Annotated in this window: 29 protein-coding genes, 1 tRNA gene and 1 pseudogene; 18 read left to right on the top strand and 13 right to left on the bottom strand. The window is 66.6% G+C overall.

From position 1 onward, the window contains the following. The first annotated feature begins 89 nt into the window (after window positions 1-89). Window positions 90-818 carry a Clp protease N-terminal domain-containing protein gene (locus tag GOPIP_RS23835; protein WP_006372397.1) on the top strand — a complete coding sequence of 243 codons (729 nt, stop codon included), beginning with the start codon at window positions 90-92 and terminating at the stop codon, window positions 816-818. Window positions 819-829: 11 nt separating this feature from the next. On the opposite strand, the gene GOPIP_RS23830 is transcribed toward GOPIP_RS23835, so the two are convergent. Further along, entirely contained in the window at window positions 830-1,363 is a 534-nt protein-coding gene (locus GOPIP_RS23830) for a DUF5709 domain-containing protein (RefSeq protein WP_006372396.1), read from the bottom strand. Between the two features lie 117 nt (window positions 1,364-1,480). On the opposite strand from GOPIP_RS23830, the gene GOPIP_RS23825 reads away from it, so the two are divergent. Next, window positions 1,481-2,035 (top strand): hypothetical protein, encoded by a 555-nt coding sequence (locus tag GOPIP_RS23825; protein WP_006372395.1) that lies wholly within the window; start codon window positions 1,481-1,483, stop codon window positions 2,033-2,035. A gap of 77 nt (window positions 2,036-2,112) precedes the next feature. Here the strand turns inward: GOPIP_RS23825 and GOPIP_RS23820 are convergent, their stop codons facing one another. Next, window positions 2,113-2,541: a DoxX family protein gene (locus GOPIP_RS23820; RefSeq protein ID WP_006372394.1), complete on the bottom strand. Its 429-nt coding sequence runs from the start codon at window positions 2,539-2,541 to the stop codon at window positions 2,113-2,115. 295 nt (window positions 2,542-2,836) lie between these two features. Between GOPIP_RS23820 and GOPIP_RS23815 the strand changes: the two genes are divergently transcribed. Continuing rightward, complete coding sequence (locus GOPIP_RS23815) at window positions 2,837-4,189, top strand: M1 family metallopeptidase (protein ID WP_006372393.1); 1,353 nt, start codon at window positions 2,837-2,839, stop codon at window positions 4,187-4,189. A gap of 16 nt (window positions 4,190-4,205) precedes the next feature. Here GOPIP_RS23815 and GOPIP_RS23810 read toward each other — a convergent pair whose 3' ends face one another. Both GOPIP_RS23810 and rfbA read right to left on the bottom strand, forming a co-directional pair. Then, on the bottom strand, window positions 4,206-4,826 hold the full coding sequence (locus GOPIP_RS23810) for a dTDP-4-dehydrorhamnose 3,5-epimerase family protein (protein WP_006372392.1): 621 nt from the start codon (window positions 4,824-4,826) through the stop codon (window positions 4,206-4,208). Then, window positions 4,823-5,701 carry a glucose-1-phosphate thymidylyltransferase RfbA gene (rfbA, locus tag GOPIP_RS23805; RefSeq protein ID WP_006372391.1) on the bottom strand — a complete coding sequence of 293 codons (879 nt, stop codon included), beginning with the start codon at window positions 5,699-5,701 and terminating at the stop codon, window positions 4,823-4,825. Before rfbA ends, GOPIP_RS23810 begins: the two co-directional genes overlap by 4 nt. Window positions 5,702-5,805: 104 nt before the next feature. Here rfbA and rfbB point away from each other — a divergent pair, with 104 nt between their 5' ends. Together rfbB and GOPIP_RS23795 are read left to right on the top strand one after the other, a co-directional pair. Further along, entirely contained in the window at window positions 5,806-6,810 is a 1,005-nt protein-coding gene (rfbB, locus tag GOPIP_RS23800; RefSeq protein WP_006372390.1) for a dTDP-glucose 4,6-dehydratase, read from the top strand. Between the two features lie 92 nt (window positions 6,811-6,902). Continuing rightward, entirely contained in the window at window positions 6,903-7,427 is a 525-nt protein-coding gene (locus GOPIP_RS23795) for a hypothetical protein (RefSeq protein ID WP_006372389.1), read from the top strand. A gap of 72 nt (window positions 7,428-7,499) precedes the next feature. Here the strand turns inward: GOPIP_RS23795 and GOPIP_RS23790 are convergent, their stop codons facing one another. After that, entirely contained in the window at window positions 7,500-8,063 is a 564-nt protein-coding gene (locus GOPIP_RS23790) for a CGNR zinc finger domain-containing protein (RefSeq protein ID WP_006372388.1), read from the bottom strand. A gap of 128 nt (window positions 8,064-8,191) precedes the next feature. On the opposite strand from GOPIP_RS23790, the gene GOPIP_RS23785 reads away from it, so the two are divergent. The 5 genes from GOPIP_RS23785 (at window position 8,192) to GOPIP_RS23765 (ending at window position 12,642) form a co-directional block, all read left to right on the top strand. Beyond that, the gene (locus GOPIP_RS23785; protein WP_006372387.1) at window positions 8,192-8,668 is read left to right on the top strand and encodes a VOC family protein; all 477 of its coding nucleotides are present in this window, start codon (window positions 8,192-8,194) and stop codon (window positions 8,666-8,668) included. Beyond that, on the top strand, window positions 8,668-9,564 hold the full coding sequence (locus tag GOPIP_RS23780; RefSeq protein ID WP_006372386.1) for a pyridoxamine 5'-phosphate oxidase family protein: 897 nt from the start codon (window positions 8,668-8,670) through the stop codon (window positions 9,562-9,564). Before GOPIP_RS23785 ends, GOPIP_RS23780 begins: the two co-directional genes overlap by 1 nt. 75 nt (window positions 9,565-9,639) lie before the next feature. Continuing rightward, a complete protein-coding gene (gene galE / locus GOPIP_RS23775; protein WP_006372385.1) occupies window positions 9,640-10,659 on the top strand; it encodes a UDP-glucose 4-epimerase GalE in 1,020 nt (339 codons plus the stop codon). Window positions 10,660-10,745: 86 nt separating this feature from the next. Continuing rightward, complete coding sequence (locus tag GOPIP_RS23770; RefSeq protein ID WP_006372384.1) at window positions 10,746-12,194, top strand: MFS transporter; 1,449 nt, start codon at window positions 10,746-10,748, stop codon at window positions 12,192-12,194. Continuing rightward, window positions 12,187-12,642 (top strand): MarR family winged helix-turn-helix transcriptional regulator, encoded by a 456-nt coding sequence (locus tag GOPIP_RS23765; protein WP_006372383.1) that lies wholly within the window; start codon window positions 12,187-12,189, stop codon window positions 12,640-12,642. The genes GOPIP_RS23770 and GOPIP_RS23765 overlap by 8 nt, the downstream gene beginning before the upstream one ends. Here GOPIP_RS23765 and GOPIP_RS23760 read toward each other — a convergent pair. Further along, window positions 12,612-13,895 (bottom strand): MFS transporter, encoded by a 1,284-nt coding sequence (locus GOPIP_RS23760; RefSeq protein ID WP_006372382.1) that lies wholly within the window; start codon window positions 13,893-13,895, stop codon window positions 12,612-12,614. The two genes, GOPIP_RS23765 and GOPIP_RS23760, sit on opposite strands and share 31 nt — an antisense overlap. Further along, a complete protein-coding gene (locus tag GOPIP_RS23755; protein ID WP_006372381.1) occupies window positions 13,892-14,542 on the bottom strand; it encodes a GntR family transcriptional regulator in 651 nt (216 codons plus the stop codon). Before GOPIP_RS23755 ends, GOPIP_RS23760 begins: the two co-directional genes overlap by 4 nt. Window positions 14,543-14,765: 223 nt before the next feature. Here GOPIP_RS23755 and GOPIP_RS23745 point away from each other — a divergent pair, with 223 nt between their 5' ends. Continuing rightward, a complete protein-coding gene (locus GOPIP_RS23745) occupies window positions 14,766-15,977 on the top strand; it encodes an NAD(P)-dependent malic enzyme (RefSeq protein ID WP_006372379.1) in 1,212 nt (403 codons plus the stop codon). Window positions 15,978-16,118: 141 nt separating this feature from the next. Here the strand turns inward: GOPIP_RS23745 and GOPIP_RS23740 are convergent, their stop codons facing one another. Then, window positions 16,119-16,793, bottom strand: coding sequence for a 4a-hydroxytetrahydrobiopterin dehydratase (locus tag GOPIP_RS23740; RefSeq protein WP_035728795.1), 675 nt, complete (start codon window positions 16,791-16,793; stop codon window positions 16,119-16,121). Between the two features lie 72 nt (window positions 16,794-16,865). Here GOPIP_RS23740 and GOPIP_RS23735 point away from each other — a divergent pair, with 72 nt between their 5' ends. The 6 genes from GOPIP_RS23735 to GOPIP_RS23710 all read left to right on the top strand — a co-directional run bounded on the left by GOPIP_RS23735 (window position 16,866) and on the right by GOPIP_RS23710 (window position 19,842). Continuing rightward, window positions 16,866-17,450, top strand: a complete 585-nt coding sequence (locus GOPIP_RS23735; RefSeq protein ID WP_006372377.1) for an ASCH domain-containing protein — start codon at window positions 16,866-16,868, stop codon at window positions 17,448-17,450. Between the two features lie 23 nt (window positions 17,451-17,473). Then, window positions 17,474-17,935 (top strand): helix-turn-helix domain-containing protein, encoded by a 462-nt coding sequence (locus GOPIP_RS23730; protein WP_006372376.1) that lies wholly within the window; start codon window positions 17,474-17,476, stop codon window positions 17,933-17,935. A gap of 56 nt (window positions 17,936-17,991) precedes the next feature. Next, window positions 17,992-18,423 carry a VOC family protein gene (locus GOPIP_RS23725; RefSeq protein WP_006372375.1) on the top strand — a complete coding sequence of 144 codons (432 nt, stop codon included), beginning with the start codon at window positions 17,992-17,994 and terminating at the stop codon, window positions 18,421-18,423. Between the two features lie 40 nt (window positions 18,424-18,463). Continuing rightward, complete coding sequence (locus tag GOPIP_RS23720; protein WP_035728793.1) at window positions 18,464-19,306, top strand: esterase/lipase family protein; 843 nt, start codon at window positions 18,464-18,466, stop codon at window positions 19,304-19,306. A 65-nt stretch (window positions 19,307-19,371) separates the two neighbouring features. Then, window positions 19,372-19,447, top strand: a tRNA-Thr gene (locus tag GOPIP_RS23715). A 215-nt stretch (window positions 19,448-19,662) separates the two neighbouring features. Continuing rightward, entirely contained in the window at window positions 19,663-19,842 is a 180-nt protein-coding gene (locus GOPIP_RS23710; protein WP_006372373.1) for a type II toxin-antitoxin system prevent-host-death family antitoxin, read from the top strand. Between the two features lie 130 nt (window positions 19,843-19,972). On the opposite strand, the gene GOPIP_RS23705 is transcribed toward GOPIP_RS23710, so the two are convergent. The 3 genes and pseudogenes from GOPIP_RS23705 to GOPIP_RS28075 all read right to left on the bottom strand — a co-directional run bounded on the left by GOPIP_RS23705 (window position 19,973) and on the right by GOPIP_RS28075 (window position 20,962). Then, window positions 19,973-20,509, bottom strand: coding sequence for a Uma2 family endonuclease (locus GOPIP_RS23705; protein ID WP_035728791.1), 537 nt, complete (start codon window positions 20,507-20,509; stop codon window positions 19,973-19,975). A 118-nt stretch (window positions 20,510-20,627) separates the two neighbouring features. Next, window positions 20,628-20,732, bottom strand: a pseudogene (locus GOPIP_RS29610) (IS481 family transposase); the annotation flags it as partial. Window positions 20,733-20,746: 14 nt separating this feature from the next. Then, window positions 20,747-20,962, bottom strand: a complete 216-nt coding sequence (locus GOPIP_RS28075) for a hypothetical protein (RefSeq protein ID WP_006372371.1) — start codon at window positions 20,960-20,962, stop codon at window positions 20,747-20,749. 813 nt (window positions 20,963-21,775) lie between these two features. Between GOPIP_RS28075 and GOPIP_RS23700 the strand changes: the two genes are divergently transcribed. Further along, entirely contained in the window at window positions 21,776-22,663 is an 888-nt protein-coding gene (locus GOPIP_RS23700; RefSeq protein WP_006372370.1) for a DMT family transporter, read from the top strand. 9 nt (window positions 22,664-22,672) lie between these two features. Here GOPIP_RS23700 and GOPIP_RS23695 read toward each other — a convergent pair whose 3' ends face one another. Both GOPIP_RS23695 and GOPIP_RS23690 read right to left on the bottom strand, forming a co-directional pair. After that, window positions 22,673-22,903 (bottom strand): hypothetical protein, encoded by a 231-nt coding sequence (locus GOPIP_RS23695; RefSeq protein ID WP_006372369.1) that lies wholly within the window; start codon window positions 22,901-22,903, stop codon window positions 22,673-22,675. Between the two features lie 29 nt (window positions 22,904-22,932). Beyond that, window positions 22,933-24,438 (bottom strand): hypothetical protein, encoded by a 1,506-nt coding sequence (locus GOPIP_RS23690; protein ID WP_240524099.1) that lies wholly within the window; start codon window positions 24,436-24,438, stop codon window positions 22,933-22,935. Window positions 24,439-24,639: the final 201 nt, after the last annotated feature.

The following is a 24,639-nucleotide window of genomic DNA, read 5'->3' as shown; positions in this document are numbered from 1 at the left end:
GACATCTCTCGCATCCACCGTTCGTCCACTCCGTTCGTCGCCGTCAACTCATGGTTGACGCCACTAATGCGTCAACCTAGAGTTGACGCATGGACGACAACCCCACACCGACCCAATTGACCGGAGTCCGCCTCGACGACCTGATCAGCGCTATCCACAAAGTCCATGACGATCCGCTCGAGCAACTGACCGACGCCATGACCGCCGCCGCCCACCTCGGCGACGTCGGCGACAGCCTCATCGGACACTTCGTCGACCAGGCCCGCCGCTCCGGCGCGTCGTGGACGCAGATCGGCGCCAGTATGGGTGTGACGAAACAGGCTGCGCAGAAACGGTTTGTCGGCCGCAACCCGGCGTCCGACGAACCACATCCTTTCAGCCGCTTCACCCCACGAGCGCGCAACGTCATCTCGTCGGCGCACAATCACGCGGTTGCCACCGGCGCGCACACCGTCGGCTCGACCCACCTGTCCCACGGATTGGCCACCGACCCGTCGTCGTTGGCCGCACTGGTACTCACCGCACAGGGCGTCGACCCGACGGTCTTGGCGGACACCAGCGCGCCCGTGGACACCGATCCCGCCGCAAATCCCGATGCCGACACCGTCCTGCCCTACGACGACGACGCCAAAGCGGTTCTCGAACAGACGGTTCGGACGGCGCTCGAACTCGGGCACAACTACGTCGGCACCGAGCACCTGCTGCTGGCGCTGTTCACCGATCAGGCCGTGGGCGCACGCCTGCGCGCCGCAGGCGCCGATGCCGAGGCAACGAAGTCGGCTGTCGAAGAACAACTCTCGCAGCTGAAGAAGACGTAGCGAACGAGATGTCAGTCCTCGTCGCCGACGACATGCACCGCAGCCTCTTCGGCGCTGGCGCCCGCCCCGTCGATCCCGCAGTCGGTGGCGACGGCCTCGGCCTCGTCGTCGCGGTAGTCGCCGGCGTCGGGCGCCAGCAATCGACCGGCGCGACGCCCACCCACCTGGTCGGCGTCCTCGACGAACTCGTCGTCGGCGTCGGATTCGTGCGACCGCCAATCGCGTCGCTCGTCGGCGGCGATGTCATCGAGCGGATCACTCGCCCCGACGTCGGGCTCCTCCTCGGAGAGCTTCTCGTCCAGCGTCTCGCCCTCGCGCATCTCCTGCGCGGTCAGCCCGTGCACGGCACCCTTGGGCGCGTAATCCGGCGGGGAGTAGCCCTCGTCGAGGACGTCGTCGACGCCACGATCGTCGAGCGTGTCCTCGGGTTGCAGCTGATCGTCGGGGTCGAGGCTGTACTCGCCGTCCGAGCCTTCGGGGGTGCTGTCGTTCTCGTAACCGCTCACACTTTCACGATGCCAGGCCACGCGACCGCGGGCCAGCATGCCGGGCCGAACGAGGTCCTTCGGCCCCGCACCGAAGGCCCGAGCATGGTTACGTCTTTGTGAAACAGATCACGTTCGGGTCCGAATTCGGCGACAATATCGACTGTGATCGAGGAAATGCAGGAGGAAGCCCGCTCCTTGCTCTCCGCGGGTGAATACGGACATGCGCTGGCCGAGTTCTCGGTGCTGCGCGAGATCCGGTCGCGACGTGAGGGACCGTACTCGCCGATGTATCTGTCCAACCTCCACGACTCGGTGCGCTGCATGTCGCACCTGGGATTGTGGGCCGACGCCACGCCGCTGTGCCGCGAGTTGCACGGCAAGTACGTGCGCACGCACGGGCGCGGCGAATCCGACACCGTCGACGTCGCCAAGCACTGGGCGTGGGCACTGGTGCACCTCGCCGACTACCCGCCCGCGGTCCGCCTGTACCTGCTGACCGCCGACGCCCTCTGGGACGTCGACCGCGACCAGGCCCATCGGCTCCTCGGCGCAGCGTTGGCCCACCGCCACGACCTCGACCCCGAAGCACTGGTCACGCCGGGAACCATCGACGGGGTGGGTTTGCGCCACCCCGACGACGTCCTCGCCGACCTCGGCGATCTGCGGTCACGACTGCCCGCCGACGACCCGCCGTTCACCTGCACGACGATCGACGGGTTGGTGGCCTGAGGTCGTTCATCACGGTCGTGCCGAGCGACGCATTCGCCGGTGTCCTGCACGGACATCCCGTCACCCGATCGTGCCGATCAGACCTCGACCGCGCGCCCACCCCGACGACGCCGGAAGACGTAGCTGTCCGCCGCGAAGTGTCCGGCGTTGGCGAATCCCACGGCCAGCAGCGCCGCGATGAGCGCGAGCGGGAACTCGTAGCCGCCGTCGTTGCTCCAGAATCCGTGATCCCAGTGAACCGTGGCAATCGCGCCGATCATGTCGATGACCAACAGGATCGACACCAGCGGTAGCAGCAGCCCGAGAATGAGCAGGATTCCGCCGACCAGCTCGACCCACGCCGCGTAGTACGCCGAGAACTCCGGCCAGGGGACGTTCACCGACTTGAAGAACGCCGTGGTGGCGTCGATTCCGTTGGTATGAAGCTTCTGCCAGCCGTGCATGATGAAGATGAAGCCCAGGATCACCCGGGCTGCCAGGAGTGCGATGCCGCGAAGACCGTTCATGTGCCACTTCCGTTTCTCGATCCGCCACGTCGTGGCGGGGCGTTGCTCTGACCGAACCCAAGATATACGGACCATGGTCCGCTTACAATCGCAGCGCACCGACATGCGATGCCCACTGATCCCTCGACGGGTACTCTGAGTCTCCGCACGGTCGGTGCTCGAACAGGTGGCCCGACACGCGATCGTCACCCGGTCGAGTCCTTCGCAATCAGCCCGTGACCGACCTGCGACGCCCGCGTGCCCGGAGAACCGAACCGACCATGCGACACGCCACCGAGGACGAGGGAGATGTTGAGTGCGGGGAAAGTCGGTCAAGGCATCGCGACAGCCCCTCCTCGGATCACCCGCCGACGAACTGGACCCCTATCTTCCCGACAACGGGAACCTCGGCTACCGCATCTCCCGATACGACCTGGAACTCGAGTACAAGGTCGCCAGCAACCGACTCGAGGGCACCGCGACACTCACCGCGACGTCCTACGTTGCCCTCCAGCGCTTCACCCTCGATCTCGCCCAGACGCTGAGTGTCTCGCGCGTCACCGTCGACAACAGGCGGGTGCGCTACTCGCACCGCAACAAGAAACTCGCGATCACACCGGTCGCGCCGATTCCGCCGGGCGGCGCGATGACGATCGTGGTGCGTTATCACGGTTCACCGCGGCCGATCCGCGGCGCCTGGGGTGAGGTCGGCTGGGAAGAATTGACCGAGGGCGCGTTGTGCGCCAACCAACCCAACGGCGCGGCGTCGTGGTTCCCCTGCGACGACCATCCGCTCGCCAAGGCCACGTACCGGATCGCGATCACCACCGACAGCCCGTATTACGCCCTCGCCAATGGGGTCCTGGAATCCAAGCGCGTACGCGCGGCACAGACCACCTGGGTCTATCAGCAGGTCGAGCCGATGTCGACGTATCTGGCGTCCATCCAGGTCGGGCCCTACAAGAAGGTGTCGTTGGCCACCAAGCCGATTCCGGTCGACGCGGTGCTCCCGCCGCGACTGACCCGCAACCTCGACATCGACTTCGGCCGCCAGGTGGAGATGGTCGAGGCATTCGTCGAGATGTTCGGCCCGTACCCGTTCCCGCGCTACACCGTGGTCATCGCCGACGATCCCCTCGAGATCCCCATTGAGGCACAGAGCTTTTCGACATTCGGTGCCAACCATTGCGACGGCACCTCGCGCTCGGAGCGACTCGTCGCCCACGAACTCGCGCACCAATGGTTCGGCAACTCGGTGACGCTGGCGCGATGGCGCGACATCTGGCTGCACGAAGGCTTCGCCTGCTACGCCGAGTGGTTGTGGAGCCAGCGCTCCGGAGGCCGCAGCGCCGACGAGTGGGCCCGGCACTACTACGCCAAGCTGGCCGCGAGTCCGGTGCGCGTCACACTCGCCGATCCCGGACCGCGAAAGATGTTCGACGACTGGGTCTACAAGCGTGGAGCGATCACCCTGCACGCATTGCGACTGACCATCGGCGACGGGAACTTCTTTGCCCTGCTGCACCGCTGGACCGACAAGTACCGGTACGGATCGGTGACCACCGAGGACTTCATCGCCCTCGCCGCCAACTTCTCCCCGGCGCCGTTGCAGGATCTGTGGCAACGGTGGTTGTTCACCCCGGAGCTACCGGCCTACCCCACACCCTGAACGCCGTTGCGTGAGATCACTTCTCGCGCAGCACGCGCAAGTAGTCCTCGACGTCGTCGAACTGCGGCAGCAGACCGGATGCACGTGCGGCACCCAAACCCGGGGCCGCGGTGTCCTTCGCGGACAGTTCGTAGACCAGTGGACTGCCGTCGCGGGCGAACCTCGGCCAGTCGATCCCGAGTTCGGGGTCCATCGGGTTGATCCCGTGTTCGGCACCGGGGTTGTAGCCCGTCGAGCACAGGTAGGTGACCGTGGAGTCGTCGGCGAGCGCGCAGAAGGCATGGCCCAGCCCCTCCGACAGATACACCGCGCGGCGGTCGACGTCGTCGAGCAGGACGGTGTCGTGGGTACCGAATGTCGGTGAGCCGACCCGGATGTCGACGATCACGTCGAGGATCGCTCCGGTGGCACAGGTGACGTATTTGGCCTGTCCGGGCGGGACGTCGGCGAAGTGCACGCCGCGCAACACCCCGGCGGCCGACACCGACAGGTTCACCTGCGCGAGGTCGAAGCGGTGCCCGATGACCTCGGCGAGGACGTCGGCCTTGAACGCCTCGGTGAACACCCCGCGCGCATCGCCGTGCAGTACCGGGGTCAGCTCCCAGGCACCGGCGATCGAGAGCTCTCGGATCTTCATGCGAATCCCTTTCCGCGGGCGAGGATGTCCAACAGATAGTCGCCGTAGCCGGACTTGCGCAGTTGCTCGGCCCGGGCCGCGAGCTGATCGTCGTCGAGATATCCACGACGCCAGGCGATCTCCTCGGGCACCGCGATCTTGAGTCCCTGCCGTTGTTCGACGGTCCGCACGAAATTACCCGCATCGAGCAGCGAATCGAAGGTGCCGGTGTCGAGCCAGGCGGTACCCCGCGGCAACACCGTGACCTTGAGTTTGCCGCGCTGCAGATAGTGGTCGTTGATGTCGGTGATCTCGTATTCTCCACGGGCGCTGGGCCGTAACCCCCGTGCGATCTCGACGACGTCGTTGTCGTAGAAGTACAGCCCCGGAACCGCGTAATTGGATTTCGGTGCGGCGGGCTTCTCCTCCAACGAGATCGCCGTCCCCGACTCGTCGAACTCGACGACTCCGTAGGCACCCGGCTCGGCGACCCAGTAGGCGAAGATCGCCCCACCGTCGACGTCGCCGAATCCCTGCAACTGCGAACCGAGTCCGGGACCGTAGAAGATGTTGTCGCCGAGGACGAGGGCGACCGAATCGCCGCCGATGTGCTCGGCGCCGAGGGTGAACGCCTGCGCGAGTCCGTCGGGCGACTGCTGCGTCACGTAGCTCAGCTCGACGCCGAATTGACTGCCGTCGCCGAGCAGCCCACGGAAGGCGTCGGCGTCGGTGGGGGTGGTGATGACGAGGATCTCCCGGATGCCGGCGAGCATCAGCGTCGACAGCGGGTAGTAGATCATCGGCTTGTCGTACACGGGGACCAGCTGTTTGCTCACCCCCTGCGTGATGGGGTGGAGCCGGCTGCCGGTGCCCCCGGCCAGGATGATCCCGCGCATGGGTGCCAGGGTAGCGGGCCGAAGTCGGACTCTCTCGGTATCCTCTACAGCGTCATCATCGTCTGCATCGTCATCTGTCTCCGACACCGAAGGGCTCGACTCACATGCGCGTGCTGGTCACCGGGGGCGCCGGATTCATCGGCGCGAACTTCGTGCTGCGCACCGTCGAGAATCGCCCCGACGCCCGAATCCGGGTGCTGGACAAGCTGACCTACGCGGCCAATCCCGCGACTCTCGAGCCGGTCGCCGACTCCGTCGAGCTCGTCGAAGGCGACATCACCGACGCCCCGCTGGTCGAACGGCTGGTCGCCGACTCCGACCTCGTCGTGCACTTCGCCGCCGAATCACACAACGACAACTCCCTGGCCGATCCGTCGGCCTTCGTGCAGACCAACCTCGTGGGCACCTACACCCTTCTCGAGGCGGTCCGCCGACACCGGGTGCGCTACCACCACATCAGCACCGACGAGGTCTACGGCGACCTCGAACTCGACGACCCGGCACGCTTCACCGAGCAGACCCCCTACAACCCGTCGAGCCCCTACAGCTCCACCAAGGCCGGCAGCGACCTGCTCGTTCGTGCCTGGGTGCGCTCGTTCGGCGTGGCCGCGACGCTGTCGAACTGCTCCAACAACTACGGGCCGTATCAGCACGTGGAGAAGTTCATCCCGCGTCAGATCACCAACGTCCTGTCCGGGGTGCGGCCCCGCCTCTACGGCGACGGACGCAACGTGCGCGACTGGATTCACGTCGACGACCACAACGACGCCGTGTGGACCATCATCGACGCCGGCCGCATCGGCGAGACCTACCTCATCGGCGCCGACGGTGAGGTCGACAACCGCACCGTCGTCGAGACCATCCTGGAGTTGCTCGGGCAACCGCGCGACGCGTTCGACTTCGTCACCGATCGGCCCGGCCACGACCGCCGCTACGCGATCGACTCCACGCGGTTGCGCACCGAATTGGGTTGGTGGCCAAAGTATGTGGACTTCCGCTCCGGACTGGCGGCAACGATCGACTGGTATCGCGAGCATCCCGACTGGTGGAACACGGCCAAAGCCGAGGCCGAGCAGAAGTACTCGGTCACCGAGAAGATCCTGGGATAACAGACAGGTCACAACTCGTTCGGGTCGCTAACGCTTTGCCCGATTCGGTCGACACTCACCGCAAGGGAACACACACCTACCCTGGAGGTCCCGTGCGTAGCATCACCACCACTGCCCGCCGTCGAGTTGCCGCCGCCCTGGTCGCGATGACCGTTGCGGGCGGGACGACCGTCGCGCTCGCCCCCGCCGCCTCGGCGGCGCCGCCCACCGCCTCGGGCATCCATCGCGTCGACGAGCTCGGCGACCTGTCGTATCAGGCCCTGTTCGCCGTCGGCGTGCAGGTCTACGAATACGCGGGGGTCATCCGGGAGAACAACCCGTACAACCCGCCGCTCTTCTACACCGTGTTGCGCAGGCTCCACACCCCGACGCAGGGAACGCCCGGGAGCCGACGGTACGGCTTCCTCGGCGCCGCACTGCCCGAGACGTTCGCGATGTACCCGAGTGCGGGCGGGCCGGCTGTCCTCGCCCAACCGGGCGGGATCTTCGGCGTGAATCCGCGGACCCTGACGCTCACCCCGAATTCCCATCTCTCGCAATGCCTCAACTACCCCGTCGGTTCGATCGGACCACTCACCGGCGGAGGCGCGCTGGTCACCGCGGCGTGCTTCGCCTGAGTTGACCGTGCCGGCACCCGAGGAGTGCGCCACCTGGATCACCACGACCAGAGCCGCGGCACCGGAACCGACTCATGCGGGGCGATCACCGGCACGACCCTGCTGATGCCGCCGCGCCTTGGTGCGGTTGCCGCAGATCGCCATCGAACACCACCGCCGCGTCCCCGAACGGCTGGTGTCGAGGTACCAGAGCACACATTGTGGATGCTGACACTGCCGAATCCGGTCGGGTACCCGTGCCAGGAGGTCGAGATAGCCTTCGGCGGCGAGCCACGGCACCGTCCATACCGGATCGTCGACGACGAGTTCGTCATGCACCCCGTCGGCTCCGAGTGACAGCTCGCGATGCCCGTGGGCCAGAACGGCATTGAGCGCAAATCGGGATTCTTCCTCGGCGGGCCTCCGGGCCACCGCGTCGATCGCCTCCCGCGTCGTGCACAGCGCCGCACGCAGTGCCGCGTCGGCCCGCTCCGGCCGGTACCGCTCGTCGAGGATCGCCGAACGCAGCCAGATCTCGACGCCGCCAACGGTTTCCAGCAGATCCTGCAGGCGGCCACCCTCGATCCAATGGGTGTCGAGAAGATCCAGCGGGAGCGGCTCGCCGAGGAGCGGGCGCGGATCGGCCTGCGAGGTCATGATCCCAGGGTAAAGGCGGGACGACACTGGTGCGCACACCCCCTTGCGCCGCGACCACTAACCCCCTAACGTCATTTAGACAGTTACACCGGCAGCATCCCGCCGACGGTGACCAGCCAGGAGGCATCATGTCCGCACCCACATCCGAGACCTCACCACTGCAGGTGGCCGCGACCGGACACGTCGCGCTCAACGTCACCGACCTGGCGAGATCGGTCGATTTCTACTCGGGCGTCTTCGGTTTCGACGTGCTGGGACGCAGCGACGAGCCCGGACGGGAATTCGCGTTCCTCGGGCGCGGCGCCGAGTTGATCCTGACGCTGTGGCAGCAGAGCGCCGACGAATTCCCGACGGCCATGGCCGGTCTGCACCATCTCGCCTTCAACGTGCCCTCGATCTCCGATGTCGAAGCCGCACAGGCATTCCTGCGTTCGCGGGACGTGCCGTTGGTCTATGACGAGATCCTCGCGCACATGCCCGGGATGACCTCCGGCGGGATCTTCTTCACCGACCCCGACGGCATCCGGATCGAGATCTGCACCGCCGAAGGCGCGCAGATCCATCCCACCCGCGACGACGGCACCCCCAGCTGCGGTTTCTTCTGATGGCCACCGGCTTCCACGCCGGTGAACTGGCCGCCCAACGCAGCGCCGGCCTGGCCGCGGCCGGCGCCCGCATGGCACGCACCATCCGATCGAGCATGCCGACACCGCTGATCGGCTTCCTTGCCGATCAGTCATGGATTCACCTGAGCGGTGCGGATGCGGCACAACACATCTGGGCGTCGACACTCCTCGGCGACGCCGGTCTGATCGAGGTCGTCGACGACACCACACTGCACCTGCCGTATCCGGCGGCCGACGATCCCCTGCGCGACCTCGACGCGGGGTCCGAGGTCGGGCTGCTGGCCATCGACCTCACCCGGCGCCGACGGGCGCGCATCAACGGCACCGTCCACCCCGACACCGACGGCATACGCGTTCACGTCGACCAGTGCTATGCCAACTGCCCCAAGTACATTCAGAGTCGACCACACCGACCGGCGGTCGGCACCGACCCCGTCGTGCCGACCACACGCACCGACACCGCGCACCTGACGGAGGCCGACATCGAGCTACTGGATCGCGCCGACACCGCCGTCCTCGCGACCATCGCACCCGGCTTCGGGGCGGACTGCTCGCATCGCGGCGGGATGCCCGGCTTCCTGCAGTGCAGCCCCGACGGGACCGTCATCCGTTTCGCCGATCATCCCGGCAACGCCATGTTCAACAGCCTGGGCAACCTGGAACTCGACGACCGCGCCGGACTGACCGTCCCCGACTTCGATACGGGTGCGTTGCTGCAGATCACCGGCCGCGCCACGGTGCGGTATGCGACGCCGGACGAACGGACCGTCGAGATCACCGTCGGCCACGTCGTGCACCGCACCGGGGTGCTGCCGTGGCGATACGGTCCGGTCGAATACTCCCCGGCGTCGATCGCGGTCACGAGCGACCACTGACCGAGCCGGTGCAACACATCCAGCACACACCGGCCGTACGAGCACTTCCCAGCCCGACCTTCTACCGTGGTGCTCATGCGCGTACTCGTCAGCGGCGGTGCCGGCTACATCGGCTCCCACACGGTGATCAAACTCGTCGAGGCCGGCCACGATGTGGTGATCGTCGACGACTTCTCCAATGCCAAACCGACGGTGATCGGTCGGCTCGAGGCGCTCACCGGGGTCCACCTGCCGGTTCATGCGTTCAACCTGACCGACTACGACAAGACCGAACATCTCTTCGCCGGTGAGCAGATCGACGCGGTCATTCATTTCGCGGGGTTCAAGGCGGTCGGCGAGTCGGTCGCCAAACCGCTCGACTACTACCAGAACAACCTCGACTCGACGTTCTCGCTGCTACGCGCCATGCGCCGCCACGATGTACACACACTGGTGTTCTCGTCGTCGGCGACGGTGTACGGCGCCGAGCCCGTGTTGCCGATGACCGAGGACTCCCCGACCTCGGCGACCAACCCGTACGGGTGGACCAAGGTGATGATCGAGCAGGTCCTGCGCGATGTCGCCGCGTCCGACGAGTCGTGGCGGATCGCGGCATTGCGCTACTTCAACCCCGTCGGCGCGCATCCGAGCGGGCAGATCGGCGAGGACCCCTCCGGCATCCCCAACAACCTCATGCCCTTCGTCGCGCAGGTCGCCGTCGGGCGTCGCGAGAAACTGTCGGTGTTCGGTGACGACTACCCCACCCCCGACGGCACGGGTGTGCGCGACTACATCCACGTCGACGATCTCGCGGCCGGTCACGTGGCGGCACTCGAACGCGTCGGCAGGCATGACGAGCCGATGTCGGTGTGGAATCTCGGTACGGGCCAAGGGGTTTCGGTTCTCGAGGTGATCAAGGCCTTCGAGCGGGCCAGCGGCCGGGAGATCCCGTACGAGATCGCCCCGCGACGCCCCGGTGACATCGCCGCCTCCTACGCCGACCCGTCGCGCGCCAACGCCGATCTGCGCTGGTATGCGACGAAGACGATCGACGACATGTGCGCCGACACCTGGCGGTGGCAGTCGAACAATCCGAACGGCTACCCCGACGCCTGAACACGAGCTCCCCGGCGCCGGCCCAAAGGGCCGATGTCCGAAATGAGACGCTCGCCTCGAGATACTTGTAGTTCTACAATCTTTGTATGTCCACAAGCATCTCCGCGGCGGAGCTGACCCCGCGCCACAAGATGATCATCCTGGCGACCTGTTGCATGAGCCTGCTGATCGTCTCGATGGACGCGACGATCGTGAACGTCGCGCTCCCGTCGATCCGCACCGAATTGCATGCGTCGGTGTCGTCACTGCAATGGGTCATCGACATCTACACGCTGGTCCTGGCCGCCCTGCTGATGCTCTCGGGCGCGACGGCCGACCGCTACGGACGCAAACGCATGTTCCAGATCGGGCTGACGATCTTCGCACTGGGCTCACTGGCCTGCAGTCTGGCACCCTCGGTGGCGGTGCTCGTCGTCGCCCGCGCACTGCAGGCCATCGGCGGGTCCATGCTCAACCCGGTCGCGATGTCGATCATCACGCAGGTCTTCGTCGAGCCCAAGGAACGTGCTCGCGCCATCGGCATGTGGGGCGCGGTGGTCGGCATCTCGATGGCGCTCGGCCCGATGATCGGCGGCGTGCTCATCGATCTCATCGACTGGCGTGCGGTCTTCTGGGTGAACCTGCCGATCTGCGCCGCAGCGATCGCGCTGACCGCGATCTACGTGCCCGAATCACGCTCGCCGGTGATGCGGACCCTCGACCCGATCGGGCAGGTGCTCGCGGTGATCACCCTGGCCGCGGTGGTCTACGGATTGATCGAGGGGCCGGTCCAGGGGTGGGGCTCTCCCGCGACCATCGCCGTGTTCATCGTTGCCGCACTGGCTTTCGTCGGGTTCCTGATCGCCGAACGGCACCACATCGACCCCTTCATCGATCTGCGGTTCTTCCGTAGTGTGCCGTTCTCCTCGGCCACGCTGATCGCGGTCTGCGCATTCGCGAGTTGGGGTGCGTTCCTGTTCCTGATGTCGCTGTACCTGCAGGACGTGCGCGGTCTGTCGGCGATCCAGACCGGCGCCATGCTGCTGCCGCCCGCAGTGGCGGTGTTGATCCTCTCGCCGCTGTCCGGACGTGCCGTCGGCCGCTTCGGCACCCGACCGTCTCTGGTGCTGGCCGGGATCGCCATGTTGATCAGTTCGGCGCTGATGACGACCATCGAGCGGGACACCTCGCTGGTGACGATCGGAATCATCTTCGCCGTCTTCGGCATCGGCTTCGGTGCGATCAACGCGCCGATCACCAACTCCGCGGTCAGCGGGATGCCGCGCCATCGCGCCGGCGCCGCGTCGGCGGTCGCCTCCACCAGCCGGCAAGTCGGAGTGAGCATCGGAGTCGCGCTGGCCGGCAGCATCACCGGCGTCGCCGCGTCCGGGATCGGGCCGGAGTTCACCGCCGACATGCACCCCATGTGGATCCTGGTGGTCATCTTCAGCGCGATCATCCTCGTCCTGGGTCTGGTGTCGACGACACGCTGGGGACAGAACACCGCCGCCGACGTCTCGGCACGCCTCATCGAACCGGAGACCGCCGATGTCTGACCACGACACCGATGCGACGACGACCGACAGTCTCGTCGACGACGTCTGGCAGGCGATGATCACCCTCGTCTTCGACTCCCGCGACCCGTGGCGGCGCGACGTGGTCGCGGCAACCGGCTTGCCGTTCAGCCGAATCCGGGTGCTCCGACGGGTGGCACAGGGACCGACGCCGCTCAAGGAACTCGCCCGCGCCGCCACCATGGATCCGCCCGCGGTCTCGGTGGCGGTCTCCGACCTCGAGTCGGCGGGCTACGTCGTCCGCAAGGTCACCGAGCAGGATCGACGGTGCAAGTACGTGCACCTGACCGATGCCGGGCGCGCGGTGCTCGACGTCGTGGCGGCCGTCCCCGATCCGGCTCCGCCACAACTGCGTTCACTCGACGCCGATCAGCTCCGCCGCCTGCGTGCGGCGTTGGGTCAGGGAGTCGAACCCGCGTCGCCCGCCTGATCGCCTGCCGCACGATCGTCGAGGTCGGGCCGGTGCATCCGGTGACCGACCCCCACGATCGCCAGGCACACCAGTGCCGCCCCCACCCCGAACAGGAACATCTCCGGATAGGTCAGGGCGCCGAATGTCTGTGAGAGCCAGGCCAACACGGCCGGGACCGCGAAACCCAGATAGGTGACGCCGTAGAACACCGCGCTCAGACCCGCCAGGTCCTCGGGACCGGATATCCTCTGGACCTCCAACAGCCCCGCGATCATCGCCATGCCGTATCCACAGCCCAGCACGGTCGCGGCGACGAGGGACAGCCAGATCGTCAACACGTGAGCGGCCAACGCCGCCAAGCCCATTCCGATCGCGAGCACCACCAGGGCGCTGACGACCCCGCGGACACCGTCGGGGTCGTCGATGCGGCGCCCCACCGACTGGATACCGAAACCGGCGGCCAGTCCGAGGACACAGCACAGCGCGGCGAAGGCGATTGGCGCACCGGACGTGCGCACCGACATCAACGCCGGGATCACCGCATATGCCGTGGCACACGCACCGAACACCCACGGCGCCACCGGTAACACGACGAGCAGAAACCGTCGGTGCCCGGCCGACGGGATCTTCAGATCGTCGACGAGCCGCCCCGGATTCTGTTGTCGCTCGCGGGTTTCGGGAACCCGCAGGATCAGCAGCACGGCGATGGCGGCGATCGAGATGTTCACCGCATAGGCCAGCACGTGCGGCCACGGTGCCCATTGGGCGAGTGCACCGGCGACGCCCGCGCCAACGCCGAAGCCCGCGGTCAGGCTCATGGCGCCGCGTCGAGCGCCTGCGGCCGCACGGTCACCGGCGCGGACGCTGAGCTCGGTGATCCAGCTTCCGCCGACCGCCATCGAAAGTCCCAGGGCCACACCGCTGAACACCCGCCCCACCGACAGCAGCGCGATCGAATGGGCGCCGAACGCCAGGAGCAGCGAGCCGAGTGCGGCGAAGATCGGTGCGGGCAACATCAGTGGTCGGCGACCGAGTCGATCCGAGAGCGGTCCGCCGATGAGTAACGCGGGCACGATGCCGAGGACATAGAGGAACAGCAGCGCATCCACGGCCACGGCCGAGAACTCGCCGCTCTGGCGGTACATCACCAGCAGTGGCGTGAATTCGTTTCCGCCCCAGGCGGAGGCGAACACCGCGAGTGCGACGGCCGGCCAGGTGGCGCGGCGTGCGATGCCCTCGGGAGCGGTGGTCGATGTGGTCGTCAGGGTCATCGCGGATCCCCCGGCAGGTCGTGGACGTCACTGAGGTGACGGCGCAGCGCGGCGTCGAAGCCGTCGGCGTCGCGGCGTTCGATGAGAACGAGGAGTTCGGCGTGGTCGGCGAGGATGCTCTGCGCGATCGCCGGGTCGCGGCGCACGCTCGTGGTGGTCATCCGGCGATGGCGTTCGCCGAGGCCGGTGAAGAAGCCGGCGAGCAGCGCGTTGTCACCGGCGGCCACGATGTGCTGATGGAATTCGGCGTCGACCCGCGAGAACCGGGCGATGTCGTCGTGTTCGACGAGCCGGTGCTCCTCGAGATTGCGGCGCAGCGACTCGACGAGTCGTGTCGTCGCCGAATCGGCGGCGACCACCGCACGCACCGCATGGCCCTCGAGAAGTTGGCGGGCGTCGACGACGTCGCGGGCATCGCGGTCGGTCACCGGGACAACGAGGGCCCCACGTTTGGGATAGAGGCGCATCCACCCCTCGGCCTGCAGACGCAGGAAGGCCTCGCGGACCGGGGTGCGACTGACCTCGCAGCGCTGGGCGACCTCTCCCTCGCTGATCAGCTCGCCGCCGGAGATCTCGTTGGTCAGGATCAGTTCCTTGACCTCGTCATATACCCGATCGGAGGCCGAGGCAGCAGACGAATACAACATAGACACAAGTTGCATGCTAGCCGCCGGACCACAGCAGCCACCACCGATTTGTTGCCTGGATCACCGCACCCGGACCACTGTGACCGGGGAGTGATGCGCGAGTGGGAGACTTTCAGTCATCCCGCGGCCGGTCCACACGACCGCGCGGTCCACGCGCCGGATCGTCATCGTCGCCGATTCGCGCTCACAGCCGGTGGCGTCGTCGCCACCCGAGCAGGAGGACATGACCGTGACGAGCACGGAAGACAACACCGCACACCGCATCGGCGAACCGACCATCGCCGATCATCCGATCACCGACGAGGAGATCTTCCTGGCCCACGTGGGCGGCAAACTCTCGGTGGAACTGCGCTCCCCGATCCAGACCCAACGAGATCTGTCGATCGCCTACACCCCCGGCGTGGCCCAGGTCTCGCGCGCGATCGACACCGAAGCCGAGCTGGTCAACAAATACACCTGGACCGATCGACTCGTCGCCGTGGTCAGCGACGGCTCGGCGGTCCTGGGGCTCGGCGACATCGGTCCGCGCGCATCGCTGCCGGTGATGGAGGGCAAGTCGGCGCTGTTCCGGACGTTCGCCGGGCTCAACTCGATCCCGATCGTCCTCGACACCAAGGACCCCGACGAGATCGTCGAGACGCTGGTGCGTCTGCGCCCGAGCTTCGGTGCGGTGAACCTCGAGGACATCTCCGCGCCGCGCTGCTTCGAGATCGAACGACGCGTCATCGAGGCCCTCGACTGCCCGGTCATGCACGACGACCAGCACGGCACCGCGATCGTCGTGCTCGCCGCGCTCAAGGGCGCGGTCCGTTTGCTCGACCGCGGGCTCACCGACCTGCGGGTGGTGATCTCCGGTGCCGGCGCCGCCGGCGTCGCGTGCGCCAACATCCTTCTCGCATCCGGGATCTCCGACGTCGTCGTGCTCGACTCGAAGGGCATCGTGTCGGAGGGCCGCGACGGTCTCAACGAGTTCAAGGAGGATCTCGCCGCGCGCACCAACCCACGCGGACTCGTCGGCGGTGCGGCCGAGGCGCTCGCCGACGCGGACGTGTTCATCGGGGTGTCGGCGGGCACGATCGACGAGAGTGTGATCGCGTCGATGAACGACGACGCCATCATCTTCGCGCTGTCCAACCCGGACCCGGAGATCCACCCGGAGATCGCCGCCAAGCACGCCGCGGTCGTCGCCACCGGGCGCAGCGACTTCCCGAATCAGATCAACAACGTGCTCGCCTTCCCCGGGGTGTTCGCCGGGGCGCTCGACGCCGGTGCCACCCGCATCACCGAGAGTATGAAACTGGCTGCCGCAGAGGCGATTCTGTCGGTTGTTGCCGAGGACCTCGCGGTGGACAAGATCGTGCCGAGCCCGCTCGACCCGCGGGTCGCACCGGCAGTGGCCGCGGCCGTCGCGGCAGTGGCGAACGCCGAGGACTGACCCACCGCACCGGCAACTCGCCTGTTTTCAGTCATTTCGAAAGTAGCCTCGGCCCAAAACCCCAGGTCGCGGGTCATGAGCTACTCGGCAGATGACTGAAAACAGGCGACCGCGCGTGATTCAACGGCGAACGCCGGCCGATCAGTCGGATTTTTCGCGGTCCTGCCACGTGCACAGGCAGATCTCGTTGCCCTCGGCGTCGGCGAGCACCCAGAACGACGGAGCGTAGGCGTCGGTGACCAGGTGTCCGCCGGCGTCGATGGCCGCAGCCATCCGTTCCTGCACCGCATCGTGCGGAAGCCATAGGTCGACGTGCATCCGACTGCGTTGCGGCCGTGGCGAATCCATCTGCTGGAACCAGACCGCGGGAAGAATGCCGGTGGGGTCGACGAGGTCGAGCGTGTCGTCGGGGTCGTCGTCGTAGCCGAGGATCGTCTTCCAGAACGAACGGATCGCGGTGATGTCCAGAGCGTCGATCGCGAGTTCGAAACGCGCGGGCGGAGCGGCGAACGGTTCGAGATCCATCTCGCGGGCGATGTCGGCGATCCGGTTCGCCAATGCGACGTCGGCATCGGTCATCCGATGCTCAGTGTGCGTGGTGAGGGACAGGTGCACCGACCCGTAGCGCAGATCGATGTCGGGATGGTGGTTGGCCTCCTCGGCGGCGTCGATGATGCGCGCGACGAATCGCCCGCCGGTCACCATGTTCCGGGTCCGGTAAGCCACCTGCAGGGCGTTGGCGATGACCCGCCACGGGTCGGCGACGGCGGCGGTGACCTCGGCGGCGGTCAGTGGGGTGTAGGAGTTGTCGCTCATTACCCGACCATACGGCCGATCACCGTTGACGAACACCGTCGTTTCGGGCATCGCCGGGATTACGCTGCTCTCATGCTGATCCCGGCCCGGCTGATGCCACGGATCGTCGAGGGAGAGGTCGACCTGGCCTTCCGTCGGTGGTCGGCGCCGCGTCTGCATCCCGGTTCGCGTTTCGTCAGTCAGGGTGAACTCATCGAGGTCACGTCGGTCGAGCAGGTCACCGATTCCGAGATCTCCGACGCCGACGCACACCGCGCCGGTTTCGACACCGCCGAACAGGCACGTAAGGCCTTGCGCCGCACCGATGATCCCGTCTTCCGCATCGGCTTGCGGCACGCCGGTCCCGACCCACGGATCGCCTTGCGCAACGATGCCGCGCTCTCCGCGGCCGATCTCGCCGATCTGCGCACCCGCCTGGATCGGCTCGATTCCCGCGCACCGCACGGCCCGTGGACGCGAGAAGTACTGACGCTCATCGCCCGTCGACCGGGAGTCGTGTCCACCGAACTGGCCGCCGAGGTGGGCCGTCCGCGGCCGGATTTCAAGCTCGACGTGCGCAAACTCAAGAAGCTCGGACTCACCCACAGCCTCGAGGTCGGCTACGAGTTGTCACCGCGGGGTGAGGAATTCCTTCGTCGCGAGTCCCCCAGCGAGTAGGTGTCGAGCCCATAATCGGATCCATGCCCTCGCCGCCGCCGGCCCGCTACCTCCTGCGTGCCAAGGAACTCGTCGACGCGCGGTTCGCCGAGCCGCTGACCGTCGACGACATGGCAGCCGCCGCCCGACTCTCACGCGCACACTTCTCCCGCGCATTCACCTCGGCCTACGGCGAGACCCCGCACGCCTATCTGCAGACCCGACGACTCGAACGCGCGGCGTCGATGCTGCGCAACACCGATCGCAGTGTCACCGACATCTGCATCGCCGTCGGGGTCCGCAGTGTCGGTTCGTTCACGACGAGCTTCGCCCGCGCCTACGGCAAGACCCCGACCGCCTATCGCGCGTCGTTCCCGCCCGCGGGCGATCAAGCCCATGTGCCGGCATGTGTCCTGCGCGTGTTCACCCGGCCGGCGCCCACCTCCCGCACGGCCGACCCGAACACAGCACAGGGGAAGAAGACCACGCACACCGCGGACTCCTAGGCTGAGATCACTCGAGAACCACCTCTCGACGAGCACCAACCAGGAAGGCTCACATCATGATTCGCATCGCCAGCGCTCAGCTCTGGGTGCACGACCAGGACGCCGCACTCGACTTCTGGACCGGCAAGGTCGGCCTCGAGGTCCGCCAGGACGTGACGATGCCCGAGATGGGCGGCTTCCGGTGGCTGACCGTCGGCCCGCCCGGACAGGACGACGTGTCGATCGTCCTGATGGCCATCCCTGGTCCGCCGATGATCGACGGCACCACGCAGACCGAGATCGCCGATCTCACCGCCAAGGGCTTCGCCGGCACCATCTTCCTCACCACCGACAACTGCCAGGCCGCCTACGAGGATCTGTCGGCACGCGGCGTCGAATTCACCGAGGCACCGGAGTCGCGGCCGTACGGCATCGATGCGGGCTTCCGTGATCCGTCGGGCAACAGCGTGCGGTTGACCCAGATTTCCGAGCAATTCGCGGCGTCGTAGGCGTCATACTCACACGATGACCACACGTCATCGGGCGCGGATGCGGACCCTGATCGTCGCGGCGGCGGCACTTCTGGCGGCAGTGGGCGGGGGCGTCCTCGGCGCCACCGCGGCATCGGCCGCCCCGTTTCCGGTGACCACCGACGTCATCGCCGCACAGGCCGCGGGCTATCTACGTCCGGCGACCACCTCACCCCCGGGCGCCGGCCTCGACCACTGCACCGACCGCCACGGCCGAGATCCGGTGATCCTGCTGCACGGCACCGCGTCGAACCAGCTCTCGGCGTGGGCCTATCTCGCTCCGACGCTGGCCAACGCCGGTTTCTGCGTGTTCAGTCTGACCTACGGACAGACGCCGTGGAGCGCGAACATCGGGGCGCTGGCCGACAAGTCCGAGTCGACGCGCGAGGTGGCGTCGTTCATCGACGCGGTGCGCGCACGGACCGGCGCGACGAAGGTCGACCTCGTCGGGCACTCGCAAGGTGGGGCGATCGCGCAACTGGTCACCCAGGTGCCCGGCAAGACCGATCAGATCGCGACGATCGTCGACGTGTCGGCGCCCAACCGCGGGTATTCGAACTCTCCATGGGCGCCCCGGACCGCCCCGCCGCCGACCGGCCAGGGCGACAACGGGCCCCTGCACCCGGGAATCCGCTACGTCAACCTCGCCAGCACCCACGACGAGGTGGTGTTTCCGCTGGCCAACGCACTGATGGACCCGGCGCCCAATGTCACCAACATCGTCGTCGAGTCGGTATGTCCGCACTCGGTGGTCGGGCATCTGGGGATGATCTACTCCCCGACCGTCGGCGCCCTGGTGCAGGGCGCCCTCGATCCGCGGCGTCCGGTGCCCGTGCCGTGCGGCGCGGACTTTCCCGCCTGATCCGAGGCGGTTTTTGTTCGGCGCCCGCGACTCGCTACACTCGTCAGCGCTGCCTTGCGCAGCATGCCGCCCTAGCTCAGTCGGTAGAGCAATTCACTCGTAATGAATAGGTCAGGGGTTCGATTCCCCTGGGCGGCTCCACAACCAGCGGTGTTTACCGATTCGGCTCCCCCGGATCGGCACTGACCCACCCTTTACCCACCCGGAACCGTGCCCGACCGGGATCTTTTGCGAGCCGCTACCGAGAGCGTCCGCGTGCTCATGCGCCGGCGCCAGGCGAACGCGATGGCCACCAATCCGGCGTGGGTGCCACCGGACCCCGAACTGATGGCTCTCGCCGTCGAGGTCGACGACCGATGACCACCACACCCAGGCTCGTCCCCGTCAGTGAGGCGAAGGGCAAGCTCTCCGAGCTTGTGCGTGATGCCGATGACGAGAACGTGCTCATCATGAACTACGGTCGGCCGGCGACTCTACTCATCTCGGTCCGTCGATTCGACGATCTCATGGAGTCACGATGCCCCTGGACACGGTGATTGCCGAGCTCGGCCTGAACGACTGACCGAACGAAAAGAGCGTCCCACCTCAATCGAGGTGGGACGCTCTGAACCTTTGTCGACCCACCGTTTACCCACGGAAACGAGCAGAAACGCCGGAGCGCCGGGATTACGTGGTGTCGAGGGCGACCGCCACCGGGAACGGTGATTCCACCGTCACCTCGCCGCTGTGCTGGTCACCGACATACCCATTGGGGCCCAGCGTGAGAACGGTGATGGTGGCCGGGGAATCAAGGTCGACGATCCAATAGTGGGCAATGCCGGCGTCGGCGTATTCACTGCGCTTCATCACGTGATCGGTGCGTCGCGAGCCCGGCGAGACAACCTCAACGGCCAACATCACCTGGTCAGCGGTAATCATCGAGTCATCGGCATCGGTGCGCCGGACAATCACATCAGGAATCCGCACCGTTGCCGGCGTGGCCGCGTCGATGACCACCTCGACCTCTTGCAACGCCTCGAAGCCGTCCGGAAGCTGCGCGGCCAACTGCTGCCACAACCGGGACGCCGCGCGGGAATGTGCGGGGGTGGGACGGGGAGACGCGCCCGCCAGGCCTTCCTGAAGCTCGACCCGCCGCTCGGGTGTCTCCGGCAACGCACGCCACTGCTTCAGCGACATCAGCTGGGGATACGCGGAAGCGGTCATACCCAACGATTCTAGGCACGGCAGCGGCTCTCCGAGGCCCCTCACTACAAGCTCTCATTGGCCGCTTCGTCGGCGCGTCGCGCAAGCGATTCATCGCCGTTATCCCGTCGAGCGCGTCCGAGGCGGGCTCGCGGACGTAGGCCGATTCCCGGGCCAGTGCGCCGTTGAACCGCTCCACCTTCCCGTTCGTGCGAAGCGTGTAGGGCTTGGTCGGGCTGTGCCGGGACCGACGTCGCGTCAACTCCACCAGTGCCGAGTCGCCACGTCGACCGCCAGCAGGACGATCAACGCGGCGAGCACGATGAGGATCGGCCACAGCGGACCTTCGTCGCCACTCTGGGATGCCAGGGGTCGGTCGTCCGGCCGCCAGGGCGGCGGGGGCGGGAAGGTGGACATGTCCACGGCGATGGCCGCCCCAGCCGTTCCGCGATGAACCCGACATCTGTCAGTCATGGTGTCCTCCTTACCTTCTCGTCGTGACGATGTTCGCCATATCTTCTAGCATTCGTTGGCGAAGATCGCTAGCACTATTCGGTCCGTGGTGCTATTTTGGTGTCGACAGCATCCTTTGCCGCCGGAGGTGAACGATGACAACTGTTGTAGGAGAGCAACTCTCGACCGACTTCGACGCGGGCGAGAGCATCCGGACTGCGACCAACGCCCGTCCGGCCGCAGGCTTTTGCCGTCCAATTCTCGACGAGAGCATCGCCTGGTCGGCAGCGGATCGGACGTGGTTGGTGCGGCACGGAATCGAGGTCTGTGAACTCCCTCGTCCACGTCGGCTCGACCGGTCGGTGCACGCAGAACAGCGCGTCGTCCGGTCGCGTTCAGGCGAAGCAAGTCACGAACTCGCCGGTCTTGGCGATGGGCGCAGGCCCGACCGGCCGTCACCACATCAACGTGACCCTCCGCGCCGACCGCACACCACGACAACCGTTGTCCGACAGAGGAGGTGGTTATCGAACAAGGTCCGAGACGAACACATCAACCAAACATGACGCGCGACGACCGGGTCGCTCACGACACACTGTTTCCGACACGGCTCCGACCACTCCCCCACGGAGTTGGCGGGCACCGCCCTGATGGGCGAGCAGGACACGGACGTGACCGATCCGGTCGTCGCCTTTGTGTTCGGCGGGGTCATGTGTACCGGGCGGGGTCGTGGTCCGATCGCACGCCGGGCCTCGCCCGAATCCGGGCGCGGTGCACTACGCTTCGGCTCATGCGACACGTCGAATCGCCGGTTACGCCGACCACGGAGTGTGCGTGGACATCGTCGCGATAATCCTGTCGCTCGCCGCGGCACTGCTGTTCGCGATCGCATCGGTGCTCCAGGCCGCCGGCACCCGAGGGCTGCCCGACGACGGCGCCGTCGGTGCCGGTTTCTTCGTCGCCCTCTTCCGACGCAAGACGTGGCTGGCGGGTATCGCCGCCGACATCCTCGGATTCGTCGTCCAGGCCTGGGCCTTGGCGGTCGGCAGCCTGATGCTGGTGCAGCCGTTGCTGGTCACCGCGTTACTGTTCGCCCTGCCGATGGGCGCCTACTCCGAACGTCGGATGCTCACCGCGCGCGAATGGACGTGGGCTGCACTGTTGACCGCATCACTGGTGGTGTTCATGCTGCTCGGGCAACCCACCGAGGGCATCGACGATCCGCCGTTCGGCGACTGGATCATCCCGCTCGCCGTGATGATCCCCGTCGTGATCGTCTGCGTGGCAGGCGGCTCACGACTGCCACACGGCACATGGCGATCACTCACACTGGCCATCGGCGCCGGCGTCCTCCTCGGCCTCTCGGCACCGCTCACCAAGACCGGGATCGCCGCATTCCGCGACGGGCTACTCGACGGACTCGCCAGTTGGGAGTTCTGGGCGATGGCGGTCACCGCGACGCTCGGCACCCTGTGGCAGCAATCCAGCTATCAGGCCGGCGACGTCCAGACCAGCCTGCCCGCGGTCACCGTCCTCAAACCGATCATCGCAATGTCGTTGGGACTGACCATCTATGACGAGGCCCTCCGCGTCGGAAACGCGGGCGACATCGCGATCTTCGTCGCCCTCGGCGTGATGCTGCTGTCGACGATCATGCTGGGTCGGCTCTCGGCTCCACCCGAGGCCGCACCGTCAGAGGTCGAGTACCGGCCGGCCCAGTGAGCGCAACCCTTATCGACTGTCGGTACAGCCGTGCGTGTCGCCCCGCCGACGCGCACGGAACGCCGAACTCGCCAAGTCCCACACCACGTACACGACCATCGCGATGATGGCGAAGACCAACCCGTCCTTCACCGACTCCCAGAAGGCCTGATGGGTGAACGTCAGATCGATGATCGTCACCGCGACGAATAACAGCAGCGCCGCCTCGACGATTCTTCGAAGATCCCCCGCGTTGGTCATGCGGCGATCGTAAGGCACCGCATGGGCGATCAGGCTGCGGGCTGCTGCTGATCGCTCACAGTGGAGGCACCGGTGCCGCCAGTCGTCGCGGACCCTACCGCCGGTGAGCTCGACGGCGTCGACGAGGACGAGTCGTCGGTGATCGGTGCCGTGTTCGCGGCACCCTGGTCACCCGTGGCACCGCCGGCCTGATCACCGGCGTCGGCCTGCCCGGACGGGGTCGTCACGACCGGCGCGGGTGCCGGCGTGTCTTGGTGCGGTGCAGTCTGATCCGTATCCGTCGAGCCGGTGGCACGAGTGGTTTCGCCGGCCGCGGGAGCGGCCGCCGGGATGGTCGAGGTGGGCGTCCCTGCGGTCTGTCCACCATCCCCGGCATCGCTTGTCGCGGTATTCGCGGTGGACGCGTCATTGGTCGGAGAGTCGCCGGCCGACACGCTCATCAGCTCGGGCTGCACCGACCGCAACGCCGACACCGGGACCGTCGCGCTCGTCGGCGACGCAGAGATCAGGTTGCCGGTGTTGAACGCCGGGATGGTGAACAGATCGAAGAAGTTGAACGACGAGACGTCGAAGGTCGGGATGATCTGCTGAAGCGACGTCGGGGCGCCGAGCGTCAGGGTGGGCAGGCTCAGGTAGTTGACGTAGTCGGGGCCGTTGGTGCCGTGTGCTTTGAACGTTCCAGGGAACAACACGAGCGACGAACCCAGCCAGGAAATCTGTATCGGGCCGGTGTATCCGTAGTCGCTGGTCAAGGCGAGGTTGGCGCCAGAACCGTTCAGCGTCAGACGCAGAAAATCGTCGGCGAGGTAAATCGGATTGCCGGTCAGAGCGTCGACCACGACCTGACCCAGCCGCGAGCTGTCAGACAGGAGGGTGAGCAGCGAGGCCGGGTTGGTCAGAGCGAGCTCTACGCGACCGTCAGGCTTGTCGTACCGAAGGTCCACCGTCGCTGCGATGTTCGCACATGACCCTGCGGTTGAGGAGTTGGCCACTGCGAGGCCGCCGAAGCAGAGAATCACGTCTTGAGGCAAAAGGCTCTCAACAGAGTCAGCCAGATTCAGTTCCTCAAGGAGATCGTAGATAAAGTCAGGCAGGTAGTTCTCGAGATCGTGCACACCTGCCGTAGCCACCGCTATCCCGAGCACCGCCAGGGCGAACGTACTGTTACTACCACCGAGCGCTGCTCCCGCTGCCAGACCCGGGCCTATTGCAATCGTGGTCGAGTTGCCCACTCTGGAGTCGTACCACTCGAGGAACTGCTCAGTGAGTCCCTCTGTCAGGATAGTGCTGTTCAGCAATGCTTCAATCGCATCCCGGATCTCGCCGGCTGGGTCCAGGGAGACCCCACCAAGAGCGCTCGTCGACTCGATCCCCAGCGCCGCGATCACCTCATCCAGGGTCGCGGTCGACCAGTCGTGGATGCTCGCCAGGCCGCTGGTCACCTGCGGAATCGAGGCCTGTGCCTGGCCGTCACCGAAGGCCAGACCGGCTGTCAGGGTGGCCGACGCCGCAAGGGCGGTGGCACCCAAAGCCACACGGCGGGTGGCGGGTTCGCGTACGAGGCTGTGTCTTCCCATGGATCGGCTCCTTCAATCCGGTGTGCGGTTGGAGAAGGAGCCCCCCGACTTCCCCGTCGTGCACCGGCGACATTAATCCAGACAAACCACCCTCAAGCGTCAAATGGCAAAATCTCTCTCAGGATCGTCTGGCCGGGCGACAGATCGAAACCCGCTGGG

It is taken from the genome of Gordonia polyisoprenivorans NBRC 16320 = JCM 10675 (genome assembly GCF_000241325.1).
Classification (GTDB): Bacteria; Actinomycetota; Actinomycetes; order Mycobacteriales; family Mycobacteriaceae; genus Gordonia; species Gordonia polyisoprenivorans.
This window is presented reverse-complemented; position numbering and strand designations above follow the sequence as displayed.